The 15900-nt window shown below is 57.7% G+C and carries 13 protein-coding genes and 2 pseudogenes; 2 read left to right on the top strand and 13 right to left on the bottom strand.

The window, feature by feature from the left end; genetic code table 11:
* Positions 1 to 16 precede the first annotated feature (16 nt).
* From P0120_18580 to P0120_18600, 5 genes are all read right to left on the bottom strand, one after another.
* Entirely contained in the window at positions 17 to 751 is a 735-nt protein-coding gene (locus P0120_18580) for an ABC transporter ATP-binding protein (GenBank protein ID MDF0676320.1), read from the bottom strand.
* Between the two features lie 2 nt (positions 752 to 753).
* Positions 754 to 1521, bottom strand: coding sequence for an MlaE family lipid ABC transporter permease subunit (locus P0120_18585; GenBank protein MDF0676321.1), 768 nt, complete (start codon positions 1519 to 1521; stop codon positions 754 to 756).
* Positions 1522 to 1523: 2 nt separating this feature from the next.
* Positions 1524 to 2309, bottom strand: coding sequence for a hypothetical protein (locus P0120_18590; GenBank protein MDF0676322.1), 786 nt, complete (start codon positions 2307 to 2309; stop codon positions 1524 to 1526).
* Positions 2310 to 2347: 38 nt separating this feature from the next.
* Positions 2348 to 4534, bottom strand: coding sequence for a squalene--hopene cyclase (gene shc, locus P0120_18595; GenBank protein ID MDF0676323.1), 2187 nt, complete (start codon positions 4532 to 4534; stop codon positions 2348 to 2350).
* A 660-nt stretch (positions 4535 to 5194) separates the two neighbouring features.
* Positions 5195 to 5452, bottom strand: a complete 258-nt coding sequence (locus P0120_18600; GenBank protein ID MDF0676324.1) for a hypothetical protein — start codon at positions 5450 to 5452, stop codon at positions 5195 to 5197.
* A gap of 431 nt (positions 5453 to 5883) precedes the next feature.
* Between P0120_18600 and P0120_18605 the strand changes: the two genes are divergently transcribed.
* On the top strand, positions 5884 to 6822 hold the full coding sequence (locus P0120_18605) for a cation diffusion facilitator family transporter (protein ID MDF0676325.1): 939 nt from the start codon (positions 5884 to 5886) through the stop codon (positions 6820 to 6822).
* A gap of 238 nt (positions 6823 to 7060) precedes the next feature.
* Here the strand turns inward: P0120_18605 and P0120_18610 are convergent, their stop codons facing one another.
* The 4 genes and pseudogenes from P0120_18610 to P0120_18625 form a co-directional block, all read right to left on the bottom strand.
* Positions 7061 to 7816, bottom strand: coding sequence for a transposase (locus P0120_18610; protein ID MDF0676326.1), 756 nt, complete (start codon positions 7814 to 7816; stop codon positions 7061 to 7063).
* A 16-nt stretch (positions 7817 to 7832) separates the two neighbouring features.
* Positions 7833 to 8621 carry a transposase gene (locus P0120_18615; GenBank protein ID MDF0676327.1) on the bottom strand — a complete coding sequence of 263 codons (789 nt, stop codon included), beginning with the start codon at positions 8619 to 8621 and terminating at the stop codon, positions 7833 to 7835.
* 95 nt (positions 8622 to 8716) lie between these two features.
* Positions 8717 to 8962 (bottom strand): hypothetical protein, encoded by a 246-nt coding sequence (locus P0120_18620; GenBank protein ID MDF0676328.1) that lies wholly within the window; start codon positions 8960 to 8962, stop codon positions 8717 to 8719.
* Positions 8963 to 9027: 65 nt separating this feature from the next.
* Positions 9028 to 9784: pseudogene (locus P0120_18625) on the bottom strand (IS5 family transposase).
* A gap of 246 nt (positions 9785 to 10030) precedes the next feature.
* On the opposite strand from P0120_18625, the pseudogene P0120_18630 reads away from it, so the two are divergent.
* A pseudogene (locus P0120_18630) lies at positions 10031 to 10984 on the top strand (transposase).
* Positions 10985 to 11135: 151 nt separating this feature from the next.
* Here the strand turns inward: P0120_18630 and P0120_18635 are convergent.
* The 4 genes from P0120_18635 to P0120_18650 form a co-directional block, all read right to left on the bottom strand.
* Complete coding sequence (locus tag P0120_18635) at positions 11136 to 11951, bottom strand: cadherin-like beta sandwich domain-containing protein (GenBank protein MDF0676329.1); 816 nt, start codon at positions 11949 to 11951, stop codon at positions 11136 to 11138.
* A 266-nt stretch (positions 11952 to 12217) separates the two neighbouring features.
* Complete coding sequence (locus P0120_18640; protein ID MDF0676330.1) at positions 12218 to 13600, bottom strand: DUF4340 domain-containing protein; 1383 nt, start codon at positions 13598 to 13600, stop codon at positions 12218 to 12220.
* Positions 13601 to 13603: 3 nt separating this feature from the next.
* Positions 13604 to 15127: a DUF4350 domain-containing protein gene (locus tag P0120_18645; GenBank protein MDF0676331.1), complete on the bottom strand. Its 1524-nt coding sequence runs from the start codon at positions 15125 to 15127 to the stop codon at positions 13604 to 13606.
* Complete coding sequence (locus P0120_18650; protein MDF0676332.1) at positions 15124 to 15894, bottom strand: ABC transporter permease subunit; 771 nt, start codon at positions 15892 to 15894, stop codon at positions 15124 to 15126. Before P0120_18650 ends, P0120_18645 begins: the two co-directional genes overlap by 4 nt.
* Between the last annotated feature and the right edge of the window lie 6 nt (positions 15895 to 15900).

Here is a 15900-nt window from a genome sequence, read left to right on the forward strand (position 1 = left end):
CCGTAGAACGCCTTCGTCATTGGTACGTCCCGCCGACTGAGATGAATTCTCTGATTTCAGGGTCGGTCGTCCGTTGAAATTCAGCCGGCTCCGCCATCGCGGCTATTTTCCCTCGTTTTAACATCGCGACATAATCCGAAATCCCGAATATCTCCGGAATCTGATGGCTCACCATCACGGCAGTGAACCCGAACTTCCGCTGCATGCTCGTAATAAGATCGTGAATCGATTTAGCCATGAGCGGATCGAGACCCGTCGTGGGCTCGTCGAAGAGAATAATTTCGGGTTGCATCACCAACGCCCGCGCCAGGCCGGCGCGTTTCCGCATACCCCCGCTGAGTTCCGCAGGAAACTTGTGTCCCATCCCGGCCAGGCCCACTTGATCCAACTTCTCTTCCACACGGCCGGTCACCTCCTGACCTTTCATTCGGAGTCTTTCCCTGAGCGGAAAGGCCACGTTTTCGAAGACAGTCAGTGAATCGAACAGCGCCGCCCCCTGGAACAGCATCGCAAACCGCTTCCGGACCTCGTTGAGTGCATGGCCGCGGAGCCGAGAAATCTCGACCCCATCGACCCACACTTGTCCGGAATCAGGTTGGAGGAGTCCGATCATATGCTTCAGCAGCACGCTCTTGCCTTCACCGCTCCGACCGATGATCGTCGTGAGCTTTCCTTCAGGGACGATGAGATCAATGCCCTGCAAGACCAGCTGACCTCCCAACGTTTTCGTGACTCCCACGAGCTTCAGCATGATTACAACAACAATGACGTCAGAAAATAATCCCAGATGAGAATCAAGACCGATGACAACACGACCGCCTCGGTCGTGGCGGTGCCGAGCCCTTCGGCGCTCATCTTGGTGTAAAAGCCTTTATAGCAACAGATCCAGCTTACGATCAGACCGAAACTAATGGATTTGAGAATGCCGCCATAGACGTCTTTCCACTCGACCGCGGCCTCGATGGAATTCCAGTACGAACCGGCGCTGACACCGAGCAGGTCCACCCCAACCAGGTGACCACCGTAGATTCCCACCACATCGAAGATAGCGACCAACAGCGGCACGCCGATCAAACCTGCGACGAGTTTCGGTGCAATCAGGTATTGGAGCGGGTTGACGGCCATGGTATCGAGCGCGTCGATCTGTTCCGTGATCCGCATAATGCCGATTTCCGCCGTTATAGCGGAACCGGCGCGCGCCGTCACCATGAGCGCAGCCAAGACCGGGCCCAACTCGCGAATCATGCTGAGCGCCACCGCGGAACCTAACAGTCCTTCAGATCCGAACTTTCGCAGCGTGTAGTAACCTTGTAGCGCCAGCACCATCCCGGTGAACGCCGCAGTCAGCACGACAACAAACGTCGACTTGTAGCCGATGAAGTGGAGTTGCTTGACTAATTGCATGCCCCGCAACGGCGGACGCGCCAACCAAACGAAGGAAGCCGCCACGAAGATCAGCATCCGGCCCATTTCCGCCACATAGGTAAGCGCCCATCGACCTACGAGTTTGAGTAGCGTCATGGTCAAGTCGACGAGAGTTCTTTCTTCTGCCGCTCGGTCGCCATCGCCACCGCATAACTTCGAAAAAAGGCCGTCAAGGCCTCCGCTGCGACCAGACTCTGTCGACGAAGCCGGCCAAGACCCAAGAGGCATGAAGGAGCAGCCAAGACGGTACCGATACCTTTGACCCAACCAGTGGGCCTGAGAAATAGATTGAAGTCAAGCGGAAGATCTTCGTCCAGAAGATCCGAAACAGATCGGATGATCACAAAAGGAACCTGCGCCCGTTGTGCTTGAGCGGCCAAGGCTGAACTTTCCATATCGAGACCGATGGCCCGAGTACTCAGCGCAAACCTTCTCTTGTCACGAGCACTGGCGATCACGCGATCAGTCGAGACAAACCGTCCGATATGCGCGGAGGGCACCATGGCATCCACAAATGCCAAGGCGAGATTCCGTTCATCGCCCGGTACTTCGATCGGCTGTGATGACTCTTCGCTGCACTCTCCCCTATGCACCACTTCGCGGCCCACCAACAACGCTCCAATATCAGCTGTGATGAGTGCACAGGAAAATCCCGTCGATATCGCGAGGCTGAAGGATTGGCCGGCAAGTAGTTGGGCGGCGCTTCGCTGTGCCTTCTCCGGACCTACGCCGGTCTGCGCAAGCCAATATTCCCTGTCCACGATGGTATGCACGGGAACGGAGAGGCCACCGATTCGTCGTTGAACACCGGGAGGGAAGGCCGATTGAATCGCGCCCATTTCCCATGGAGTGGCGGCGAAGATCGCAATTCGCTTAAGCGGCACGGTACCCGATGATAGCGGGGAAAAAGAACCGGCGGGCGTCAATGCTTGGACCGGTAAGAGTCACTTCCTTGAATGTGATGTCGAAGTTCGTCGGCCCGCATCTTCCCTCGAGAACGAAGGTTACGGTACATCGCCAGGGCCCACAGCGGGAAGTACTGGCAATACCAATGATACCGAAGATAAAACACGCGTGGAAATCCTGTACCGGTATGAGCAATTTCTTCCCATGATCCATCCTTCATTTGACGGCGAAGGAGGAATTGTACTCCCCGCGCGACACTGAAGGAATCAATCGCTCCCGCAGACATCAGAGCCATCAATGCCCATGCTGTTTGCGAGGGGGTACTCTCCCCTTTCCCGTGATGCTCCGGATCGTCCCTATAAGAGAGACAGGACTCACCCCATCCACCGTCAGAATTCTGTTTCGATTCCAGCCAAGCAACCGCCCGGCGAATAGAAGGTGTCGAGAGATCTTCACCAATGGCCCTGAGCCCAGCTAAGACGGACCAAGTTCCGTAGATGTAATTGACCCCCCAGCGTCCGTACCAACTGCCGTCTTCCTCCTGCTCTTTCTTCAGAAAAGCCAAGGCCGGTCCGGCGGCTGGATGGGTCTTGTCATATCCTAATGCGCCGAGCATCTCAAGGCATCGCCCGGCCAGATCGGAGGTACTGGGGTCCAAGAGAGCTTTATGATCGGCAAAGGGGATATAGTTGAAGACGATTCGGTTGTTGTCTTTATCATAGGCGCCCCAGCCGCCGTCGGATCCTTGCATCGCCAAGACCCATCGCATCCCGCGACGAATGGACTCGTTCAGCTCGCCCTCCTGACCCGGGATCTTCAATTTGGTGAGCGCCATGATGACCACGGCAGAATCGTCAACATCCGGGTACGATTCGTTCTCAAACTGGAAGTACCATCCACCCGGTTCCGCGTTCGGTGAGGAGATAATCCAGTCACCCACGGCCTTGGTTTGCCTGGACATGAGATACCGTCCAGCCTTTTGGAGGGCAGGATGATCCTGCGGCACCCCCGCTTCAACCAGAGCATTCATGAGCAGCGCAGTGTCCCAAATGGGAGAAAAACATGGCTGGAGATGGAGAGTGGGGACGACCTCACCGTCGATCATCGTGGAATCATAGACTTCCAACTCCTCGATCTCGCGAAGTGCCTTGACGACGAGCGGGTCATCGGCGTCGTACCCCAAGCATTCAAGCGCCATGATGGAGTTGGCCATCGCCGGATAGATGGCACCGAGCCCTCCGGATCCTTTGAGATGATCCACCATCCAGCAGGCTGCTTTATGCAGCGCCTTTTCCCGCAACACCCGCATAGGCATCCGGTCATACAGTTTCAACATCGCATCCAATGCCACGAAGAAGTTATGCGGGGTGAACCACGCCTGATCCTTATTGAATGGAGGGTATTTCCAATAGCGAACCTCCGCGCGCGGGATCGGGTACAACTCGTCGATACCTTGTTCGCGTGGAATCCGACAGACCGGTCGGTGCGCGAATACGATGAGCAAAGGAATCAGCACGGCCCGCGACCAATACGAGATCGCATAGATACTGAAGTAGAACTTCTTCGGCAGCATCATGATCTCGACGGGCATGTGGGGAACACCTTCCCAGTCATACTGATCGAACAAGGCCAACGTGATTTTCGTAAACACGTTGGCTTGTAGGACGCCGCCCATCGCCAGAATCCGTGCTTTGGCCAGAACCATAAAGGGTTCATCCGCCGACACCCCACTTAACTTGAGAGCAAAATATGCCTTGACCGATGCACTGATCTCCGCCGGGCCACCGTAGTAGATCGGCCATCCGCCGTCCGGCAGTTGCGTCGTTTTGAGGTATCGGACAGCCTTCACCTCTCGATCCGGATCAACCCGATCGAGAAATCGACGCAGCATCAAGTACTCGGAGGTCAGAGTGGTGTCTGCTTCCAGCTCAGCAACCCAGTACCCTTCGGCATGTTGACGGGTGAAGAACCATGATTGACTCCGCCTGATCGCGTCATCCACGGCATCGGGCTGACTGACGGCATGGCCGAAGGGCCGGCGAGCGACGGAGGAAGAATCCAACGAAGGCAGAACAACTGGCTTGTCCGAAACCAATCGAAGCGGAGCGACAGGGGTAAACTCCGTCGCCGGATCAAGTCGTCCCTGAACAGTCGAGAGCAGACTGTCAGAGAGACGGTTGAATAACGCCTTAATGATATTCATGAATCTTTATGGCTTGCACGACGGTACTGAGAGGGGCGAAAGACCGACATCTTGCAGCAGTCTCCCTTCGTAAACCTCCCCAACACTCCCCCGTATATACGGAAGGCTTATAACAAACGATTGGGGGCGAGTCAAGCGAAGGGGCTGGGAAGTGCCTGAAGTATATATATATTTTATCGGGTATGCGATGGAGACCATCGCCTCGACCGCATCCTAAACTGGAGGTCGAGACGTTCCGCTGTCTGTCGATTACTTGTGACAGCTGACCCACCTCATCATGGATCTATTGGGGGCCTGATCAGCAGACGTCAAGATGGACACAACAGCACAAAGCGACAGAACTCTTGAGAACACCATCTGCTTCATCGCGGGTCTTTCCGTTCCGGATGATTCATTGCACATCCATCAAAATTCCCTTGCCCCATGCGCACCATTCATTCGCTCTTTCAAAAGGCTTCTGCCCCTTAAGAAAAGAAAGCGACTCTTTCTTTCCTCTGTATCCAAATGCCCGCTTCGTTATCGAACCACTTCACATGCACGCATAATCACAATGTCGAAAATGAGATTGAGACTACACAATACAACAGAAATACACGTCCGGACGGGGAAGCGACACGCGGTCTGAGTGGGTAAGAGATTTGAGGCTAGATAGGGGACGGGTTATCGCATCAAGAGGACAACGAGTGCGATGAAGCTCCACAGAGTGACAGAAAGGCGCAGCCCATTGCCAATACCTCTGGCAGCCCCCAACGGATCATCATCCAGCTCCTCCTGCAGCCCATCCCGCACCACTCGCAGCCGCCCCTCCTCGACTTTGCTGTTGGGCATGAGCAGCGCTTCCAAGGTCACTTGTGCTAGGACGAGATTTGCGACCGACTGAGGATGTGTTCCTCTGCCCGGGATTTGCGAAAGCGCCATGATCGCATCCTTCTCGATGCAGGTTATGAAGCGGTCTTCATACTCCATAGAGCAACAACGATACCGTGGGGCATCCGCTTCTCATAGTAAAACCACCTTTCTAGACCGCCTGTTCACGATTGGCCCACGACGGAGAGATCGAATAAGTCATTGATGAATATCGCTTCCTTTCCCTAGGAGCATCCACGTTCCAGTAAGTGTGGGCAGATCGCTCGACCACTCATCAACTCGTTCCCTGACGCTGGGACATTTTTAGGCATGAACCCAGGCAACTTTTGCACAGTGATGGCTCAAGTGGCCTACGCGAATCGGCACTGCGGAGAGAAAAAATTCCACGCCGGTACTCGGAAAACTTGGTCGCCAAACCTGTCCCTGATAGAAACCTTCGGCAAGACTTGCTGCATCGCGTCTCCCGTGCGAAACTGTCATTCATGACGACAGTCGCTTCGTACACACATCTCCGATCGCGGCTCCGACTGGCGCTGGCCATCAACGCCGTGATCATCGCCGCTGAGTTTGTTGGCGGCTGGCTCCTCAATAGCATCGGACTCATGAGCGATGCAGGCCACAACCTCGTCGATCAAGGGTCGCTCTTCCTCGCCCTCTATGCCCATCTACTCACCGCCCGGCCAGCATCGGAAAGTCGGACTTTTGGTTACCATCGCGCCGGCATCATCGCGGCATTTCTCAACAGTTTTATCCTCCTGTTGACCGCACTCGGCATCGCGCTGGTCGGCCTGAAGCGACTCCTGCAACCGGTTCCCGTGGACGGCTCGTGGGTCATGGTGGTTGCCTCCGTCAGTTTCGTGGCCAATCTTGGGATTGCTCTGTTGCTCCAGCACGGAGCGAAAGACGATCTGAACATTCGGAGCGCGTTCTGGCACATGTTGGGAGATGCGTGGGTCTCGCTCGGCGTCATTGTCAGCGGTGGTGCAATGCTCCTCACAGGATGGACGGTCCTGGATCCCCTAGTCAGCTTGCTGGTCGTCGGCGCCATTGTCCGAGGTGCCTGGCCGATCTTTAGGGAGTCGATGGAGGTCCTGCTGGAATCGACGCCACCGGACATCAACGCATCTCATGTCGCTGCAACCATGGAAGCCATCCCTGGTGTCAAGAACGTGCACGACCTTCACATCTGGGCAGTCGAACCTCGCTTAGTCATGCTGACCAGCCATGTTATGATCGAACAGCATCGCACACCTCTGGAGTTACTGCAGTTGATCCAGAACCGGATCACGACGGATTTCGGCATCAAGCACATGACCATTCAACTGGAAACCGAGTGCTGCGATCCCGACGACATCCACTGCGACCTTCGGAAGCTGACCGGACACCACCACGAAACACATACCTTCGCGCACCATCACTGACCATTCATTACCTATCAGGGTTCGGACACTCGTTGTGGGGTTTCCGTTGGTGCCTGAGATCGCCCAACATGACGGTCTCGCCGCAGCGCCTCAACATTGTGGGTCCAGAAGTCTTTTCGCTTTCTCGACCTGCGAACCTTCGCAGTAGATTCTATGTGTACATTCAAGCTGAGGCAGAAACCGTGCGACCGTGGAGTCGTCTCGAAACCATTCAACTCAACCATATAGCCCGCATTATTCACAACCGATGACGAAAAGCCGCATGCAAGCTGTTGTGGAGCGCCGAGCGCTCCATCTGCCCGTCGAGAGCGAGGCCGACTGGGGAAGAAGCCCGCAGTGCAGACGCTCCGAGAAGGCCTGAACATGGGGACACGCGCTGGAGAAAGGATTCACGACAGACGTCTCCCCTCTGATCGCTCTGGGTTGCCGTCCTGCACGAGATCGGGCGGGCGTTTAGCCCGGCGTGGCGCCCACTGCCACAGCCAGCCGTCGCCAGGTCGCGCCCCAGGGAGCTGTCCGAGACAAATGCAGTACGATCCGGCGGACCGAGCGTTCCACCCAGGCCGCCAGCTTCAACAGCCGCGCTCGCAGCGTCGAGACTTGCGCGTCCGCACCGTTCATCCCCTGCGTCCGGCGGCGCAGTTCCTGGAGCAGCACGTAGGACGCCGCCGTGAGCAACACGCGGAATTGGTTGGCCCAGAATCGCGAACAGCTCGTGCGGTCCAGCGCCAGGCCATGATGCAACTCCTTGAGCCGGTTCTCCATGGTCCCCGCGCTGGCAGTAGAGCGCATAGACGGTGGCTGGAGTCTCCGGAAGATTGGTGACCACGAAGCGCGGATTGCACTTGGGAGCACGCCCGGGGAGGCGCACCACCTCGGCCTTGATGATCGCGCGCCGGCGATGCGACCAGCTCTGGGCGGCGTACAGGGTCTCGCCATAGACGTGCTCCGTGCGGCCGCTGAACTTGGACAGGCCGTAGGCCTCCCCCAGCACCGGCCCGCCCGCTGCGTCAGCCGGGCATTGCTGGCCAGCCCCACGACGTACTCGACCCGCTCGGCTTCCAGCAGCTCCAGCCTGTCATTCCCCGCAAGGCCACCCCCGGAAACGCCCACCGCAGGCGACGCAGGAGGGCGCGCAGCAGGCCAACGGCTCCGCGCTTCGCTGGACTATTACCCGGCCGCAGCACGATCGCCACGACATATTGCTCGGTCTCGTCATTGAGCGTCAGGGTCGCCACCAGCAGGAGATAGCACCAGCTCTCATAATGTCCGTTGAAGAAGGCCAACTCTTGTTGTCCGTGCGTCGGATCGTCCGTCGGGTCCAAATCAATCGTGATGCGCTGCGCGCGCCCCTTGAGCCGGCGCCGGTGGTGCGCGATGACCGTCGCCGCCAAGATCCGCCCCATCCGATACAGGGCCCGCGGCCCCACGGCATTCTCAAAGCGGGACAGAGTGGGCTGCGAGGCCAACGCCGGTCCCGTCACCGGATCGCGCCCCACGGCCAGTTTGTGCAGCGGATCGTCCGCCAGCCGGGCCGCATCATTGCCGTCCTCGTACCCACGCGCCAGACCGAAGAGCCGTTGCCGCAGCAGATCCCGCATGGCATGCCAGATCTTGTCCGGATCGCGACGGTCGGGCAGGCACGCCGCCAACTGCTGAGTCAACTGCAGTCGCTCATCCACGGCCTTGAGCAGCGCGACGCCCCCATCGGTGCTGGCATGGGCCCGGTCGAATCGGGCCACAGTCTTCATCTTGGAATGGAATTCGAACATCAGTTGCGGGATACACTCTGTCGCCATCAAGTCTCCTTTCCACTGTACGTAGAAGCGTCTGAACACCGCTCCTATAGCACAGTTGGGAGCCTCGGTGACTTTTTTATTACCAGAGTCGTGAATTATCCAGGATAGTGGTTTGTTTTTGGATGTTTCTTCAGCACTTTCAAATAATCCTCGTCGTTGAGTTTTGGCCCTTTGCTTTCAAATACGTCTTGCTGAGCATCGATGCCATGCTCGTCCAGAGCCGCCTTATGACAGTGCCATCGCTCTACAGTATTCTTCGGTGTTTGGGCATCCACGCGTTCCTCGAAGCCACGTTTGACCAACTGCCTCTCAATAAACACTTTTCTTGCTATTTCTCGCACCTTCTCAGCATTCCTTTTTCTTCAAGAAAACAACAGATAAAGCTTTGATCGTCTAGGGCGTGTCATCAGTTGAGCCATATGACCGAGGCGGCGCGATAGATAGCACCGAGGAAGTTATGCGCCCGGTTATCGTACCGTGTGGCCGTGTGGCAATGGCGCGGTCGTGCGTGAGTGTTGCGAAGAAATTCTCGATCAAATGTCTGGCCTTCTACATGTCCTTCTCGTAGTCGCGCTGTTGCGTGCGATGTGATGTGGGTGGAATGACGGGTTTGACGCCGGCTTTTGCCAACAGGTCGAGGACACGCTCCTGCGCATCATACGCGTTATCCGCCAGAAACGCCTGAATGGTTTCAAGGAGATTGGGCAGCAGCCTATCAGCCCCTTCCAGATCGTGGGCTTGCCCCGGCGTCAGATGGAAGCCTGTGGGATTGCCCAGCGCATCGCACGACGCATGGTTTTTTGTCGTCAATCTGCCTTTTGAGCGCCCGATGCATTCCATTTCCCGGTCCTCCCTTTTGCGCCGGCTGAGTGCTGGTGGGCGCGGACGATGGCGGAATCGATCATCGCGTAGTCGTTGTCGGCGTCTTCGGCCAGATATGCAAACATCCTTTGCCAGACGCCGCGGTTGCTCCAGCGCGTGTGACGTGTGTGGACCACCCGGAAAGCCCCGAACCGCTCCGGCCGATCGCGCCAGGCGATCTCGGCGCGGCAACGATAGAGAACCGCGTCAACACACAGCCGGTTCTCCTTGGCCGTCCCTCCGACATGTCCCTCCCGGCCAGGGAGAGCATCCTTGATCCGTTCCCATTGCTCATCTCGCAACGCCTAGCGCCTTTGGGTCATTCATAAGCCTCTCCCCTGGCTCATGACTATTGAATCACACGCACATTCTCATGTGAATCCGGAACATGATGGCGCCGCTAACGGATGACACGCCCTAGGAGCCTGGCCGACATTGACCCCCCACTTGTGTGCAGCCGTGGATTCGGTCATCGACGGAGTGCCGAGTGAGGCGGCTACGTGATGACCACTCGAACCTTTCGCCCCTACGATCCTGATGACTTGTGACTGTTGCCGCCGTCACCGCGCGAGTGGTTGCCGGAGGACCACCTGGCGTACTTCGTGACGGATCTGGTGGAGGAACTGAATCTCACGCCCATCCTCGCCACCTATGGCGGCGTAACGCGTGGCACGGTGCCGTATCATCCCCAGCTGCTGGTCACGGTATTGCGGTATGCCTATGCCGTGGGGATTCCGGCCTCGCGGCAGATTGCGCGGGAACTGGAAGAGGATGTGGCGTTTCGGGTGCTGGCGGCCAATCAGCGGCCGGATTTCCGGACCCTCAGTGACGTTCGGAAGCCGCATCTGACAGCATTGGCTGATCGGTTTGTGCAGGTCCTGAAGCTCTGCCAACGGGCGGGCTTGGTGAAGCTGAGGCACATCGCGCTGGATGGGACGAAGGTCAAGGCCAATGCCTCGAACAAGGCCATGCGTTATGGTCGGATGGTGACGCAGGCGGAGATCGCCGATGCTCGGGACGATGCGGCGTATGGCCCCGACCGGCGGGGCGATGAACGGCCCGCCGAACTTGCGCGCCGCGAGCAGCGGCTCCAGACCATTCGGGCCGCCAAGGCCGTGCTGGAGCAGGTGCTGGTGAATACCGAGCAGGTCCCCCGGATCGTGACGATGGACGCGGGCTCTTGCAGCGAGGCGAACGTCATGGCCCTCACGGCGCTGGGCTGTACGCCGCTCATCCCGCCGGATCGCCAACTCCATAGCCCGGTGGTGCTGAGAGCTTCCCGTGGACGACCGCCCGCGGGCTTGTCGGTCGCCGATCGGATGCGCCGCACGCTCCGCACGACGCGCGGGCGACGATGCTATGCTCAGCGCAAAGCGATTGGCGAGCCGGTCTTCGGTCAGATCACGCAGGGCCGGGGCTATCGGCAGTTCTTGTTACGCGGGATGCGGCAGGTGCGTGGGGAATGGGCGCTGATCTGTCCGACCCCCAATGTGCGTAAGCTCTGGACCGCCCTCTGTCGGCAACGGCGACGCCCCGGCGAGGGGCTACGGGCAGTGGGCAGAAGCCGGAAGGCGGAGCGGAACGTCTACGGGTAGTCGAAGATCGTAGGCGCATCCGTCTGTGGGTCCGCGAATACGGGCTCACCTGGAACGATCAGCCGGCGCTCAGGTCAATGTCGGACAGGCTCCTAGTCGCAGTAAACGCAGGGGTGAGGGAGCCCGGCGACACGGCCAAGCTTTGCAAGTTGTTATTGCTGGCCTGTGCCGCTCGTTCAACGGTGATGGCGTACGTCTTAGAGCTTTGGTTTGGGGCAGTGACGGTGATCGACACGACTTTGCTTGTCCCTGGCCTACCGAGTGGAATGGTGGCTTGACCGGTGGCTTGCCCCACCCCGGGATCAGCGATCGAACCGGACAGGACAGCGTTCGAGTCGGACTTGGTGGCAGAGACCGTCACGCTGGGGACGTCGGTTGCAACATTCACCGTGTAGCTCAGTGTGCCGGCAGCGAATGCGGGGGCAAGGGAGCCTGGCTCCACCGTCAACGCAGACAGATTGTTGTCGCTCGATAAGAGTCTCGTGACGGTGACCGTATAGGTGCTTTCCTGGCCCGTCTGTGACGTTAAGACGATGGAGACGGTTGTGGTTGTTCCCGGTGCGCCTAACGGCACGGACCTCCCCTGCCCGACAGAGGTTGGGGTCCCATTGATTGTCATGGTTGTCGTGCTGTCCTTAGGGGCGGCTGTCACGGTGACGGCGGTCGCCGATGTCGGCGCATCGACCGTATAGTCGGTAGTATTGCTGGAAAACGCCGGCTGGAGGGCGCCGGGAGTGACAACCAAGCTGGAAAGCGGTACCTGAACTTCATCCGAGATCGATGCGGAGTCTTTGCAGCCATAGGCGCTCAAGCCGATTGCGGAGATAAGGACGGCGACGAACCGTTGTCCAGGGTAGATATGATTCCATCTCATGTAAAGCCGGTCGTGTTCATTCGATGTTGTGAGTGGGGAACTGTTCATCCTTTTGAACCGCACCCATGGATGCCGATATCACAGGAGGGTTCTCGGTCCGGTCTACCTCTACTAGTGCGAGGGCGACCAGATGCCGGATAGATGATCGCGCTCCGGGTGGTCAAGCCTCTGATCGACAATTGAACACCGGATTCTACAGAGCAGCAAAAACGTCGGTATTTCGGCGCCACGTATCTGGAGGCCCTAATGAGGCAGATGCTGATGACTCAGCGTCCTGCAGGGGGTTTTTCTTGTGACTTGGCCAGGAGATCGGCCTCGGGCGGAATCTGCGATAGGAGATCCGGGCGGACCAGATATACACCTTGCAGGCGTTGACCAGTGGCATAGCGGAGATTGCCTGTCTGGTTGCCGAGGGTCAGTTTCCCTGAGGTCTTGCCGTCCTTGCTGGTCGCGATAAATTCTGCAGCGGGAGACAGGAGCCCATAGGGGGCGAGTGGTGCGGATTGTTTCATGACGCGTTCTTCGGCCGGAAGATTCGCGACCCGGCTGACAAAGAGATCTGCCGCTTCTTGGCTGACTTTCTCGTCAGGCCGGCCTTCGAGGACCCATACGCCCGTCTGGTTGATCAAGACATACTGATGATCTCTCGTCTTCACCGACAACATGGCGATGTCGGTGTAGTCGAGGCCGAGCAGTCTCTTGTCCTGGAAATTGAAAAGTTCTTTCGTGAGGTCTTTGATCAGGGCGGGGTTGATACGATAGAGGGGGGCGTCGGCCGTCGTCTCCGCGATGGCCTCCCCGCTTTGCGGGTTCGGTTGATAGAGCCGAACTGATTGGTCACCGGTTGAGGTATGCAGCGTGATTTTTACTCTGGGGGCCGTCAGGGTCTTGGCAACGGCATCTCGTTCGGGACCGGGATCGATGATGCCGAGCGCCTTCAGATCTTCCAACCGAAACATCAACGAGCGAACTTCATTCTGGTCGGCTTCGGCTTCGATCGGATAGCGGATCTTCCATGAAGGCCTGGGCTTATCCTTCGTCATATTGTAGATCACGATTTCGGTCGTGGGATAAGTCAAGCGGACCCGTTCGACATCATTCTGCACGAACCGCAAGAGCTCCTTGCGGCGGAATGTCATCAACGACTTGTTGATGAAGTCTTTCGGTGCCAAATTCGTTAACAGCACATGCCGATCCGACCCGCGGAGCACATAGAGCGTATTGGAGAGAGGGCCGCTGTCGCCGATGGAAATCGTCTCTTGCTGCGTTCCCGAGGTGATCCTGAGGGTCGATACCGGTTGCTCGAGGCCAAATGGCGCCAGCGCGGTGGCCTTGTCCTCCACGGTTCGAGTGACTGTCCCCGTCACGAGGGCACGAATGAGGGACTGCACTTCACGGTTATCGGCGTCCGTTTGAAGTGGAGCCACGATAGACCATTTGCCCGGCTCCGTCAGCTTGAATTCGATGGGACCCTGAACGGTGGTGACCGAGAGGCCAGTGATCGCAGTTTCCGGGAAAGGCAGGATGTGCTTCTGTTCGCTTTCCTGTTTCTCTTCTCGCTCCTTCGCGGGAAATTCTACAAGGTAGAGATAGCTCCCCAAACCAGCCAGCACTATGAGCATGAGCAGAGTCGGCCAGTAGCGTGTCATGGGCTAGAGGCGGCGGCGTTTCCTCCACACGATGATGCCGGTGAGCAACGTCACGAGTGGAAGGAAAATTACTTGAACGTAAATCAGGGCCCGTTCCTGAGTGGGGTTGGGTGTGAACGGACGCAACGCCGGCTCTCTAGGCGCGATGGAAATCAAGTCCCGTTCCTCGGCCAGCCAACCGGTTGCATGGAGAAAGAAATCGCTGTTACCGGGGAAGTTGAAAAAGGCGTTGGACACGAAGGTCGAGTTACCGATCACCACGATGGTGGGTCGGGGTTTGCCCTCTTCTGGAACCTGCTTCGGCGCCAGGACGGCAGCCATGGGAAGCGGTCCTTTCACATCTTCCTTTTCGCTCAGGCTCACGACCCGACCTTGCATGTTCGTTTCAGCCCAGCTGTTCGGCGAGGTGCGAGCCAGCGGCACAAAGTCCCAATCTTTCCCGACTTGCTCATCGAACGTGACGTGTCGCGAAAGCGGCAAGAGCACGGCAGAGGTGAGATCCTGCGTGATCTCATGCTCGGTGAACGTCCGAACCAGCAACGCGGTGAGGTCTCCCTGCGCCAACCGATCCTGTAAATCGACCAACACGCCCGGACCTAGGCCGATCCCCCAATGGGCCAGCATCGGCTCCAGACCTGTCTGAGTGTCCGGGTCAGCCATGACCAAAAGATGACCGCCCTTTTCGACATAAGCCCTGATGCGTTCCTGTTCTTCCTTCGTCACGGGACGACGAGGACCGGCCAACACCAGCACCGACGTATTCTCCGGCACAGCCGACTCCTTGAGGAGCGAGACGGTACCGACGTCATAACCTTGCCGAGTCAGGGCTTCTTTGGCGATGGAGAGACCGTTGCGGTCTTTGTCTTCTACACTCAACTCGCTGTGGCCTTCGACGAAGACGATGCGCTTCTTGGCGTCCTTGGAAATGCGAATCAGGGCGCCGGTGAGCTCCACTTCCGACGGTGAGGTGACGCGGATCGTTTGGCCGTTGCTCTCGAAAATCGCGGTATCGGTTCGGAAGATCCCGTAGCTTTGGGCGATCTTCGGCTGTTTTTCCGGATCGATGAATTCTACGCTGAGCTTGGTGGAGGCTTGCCGATAACTTTCCAGTCGTTCCTTGTATGGTTGATAGCCGGGATCCTTTTCCCTCGTGAAGACCGTGATCTTGACGTCGTGCGGCAAGGTTCGGAGCACCCGATGGGTCTGCGGGGCGAGGGTGAAGTTCTGGTTTTCGGAAAAGTCCCAACGTATCGAGTGTCGTGAGGCCAAAAAGTTCACGATGACCAAAATGCTGGAAAAGAGGGCGATCATGAGAAAGCTGTTCAGCCCCATCCTGGTCGACCGTCGGCTTGAGAATGCCTTGACGGTCTCAAAATGCAGAACGAAGAACAGCACCAAACAGACCAGTGCCGCCCCCTCCGCGGCCGTGACGACCCACAGCCAATCAGGTCGAAGGCTATACGTGATCATGCCGCCGACGCCCAGGGCGATTCCGAGAATGCCGAGAGGAAAGGATTTCAGGCTCATTTCCAGCTGGTCGACTCCACGACGCGATACGTGAGGAACAGCATGAGCGCCAACCCGCTACCGAAGTAGATGAGGTCGCTCGTGTCGATCAGCCCCCGCACCAATCGTTCATAGTGTTCCATGTATGAAACATACGAGATAATGCGGCCTGCGGTACTATCTCCGAAAAGACTTCCCAATCCGGCGATCAGCCAGATGGTCAGAAGCATGCCGAAACTGACAAACGCGGCGACAATTTGATTCTCCGTCAACGCTGAGGCGAACAGGCCCACGGAAAGAAACAGGGCGCCCAGCAGCACCATTCCTAAATAGCCGGTCCAGATCGGATTCCAATCGAAGTCGCTGAAGAGCATCAGCACCGTCGGGACCAATATGGTGAGCCCTACGAGGCCGAGATAGATCAAGAACACGCTGACGAACTTGCCGACGACGATTTCATTGATCCTGATCGGTGAGGTCATCAGAAACTCGAAGGTGCGCAACTTGCGCTCTTCCGCGAACAACCGCATGGTCAGGATGGGCAGAATAATTACGAGGACGATCCGCATGCTCGCGAAGAGATTCCGAAACACCAAATCGTTCAAGTTGATCTGGGCCAATCCACCTTGCATCTGCATCATTTGGATGGCTTGTGCGCCGGCGAAACCGACGTAGAGGTAGGAGAGCAGTCCGAAGATCAACAGAAAGACCGCGCCGACCACGTAGACAATGGGCGACACGAAATACCCGCGCAGTTCCTTGGCGATGACGGCATGTACCGGGGTCATAGGCTC

It is taken from the genome of Nitrospira sp., assembly GCA_029194675.1.
In the GTDB taxonomy this organism is placed as follows: domain Bacteria; phylum Nitrospirota; class Nitrospiria; order Nitrospirales; family Nitrospiraceae; genus Nitrospira_D.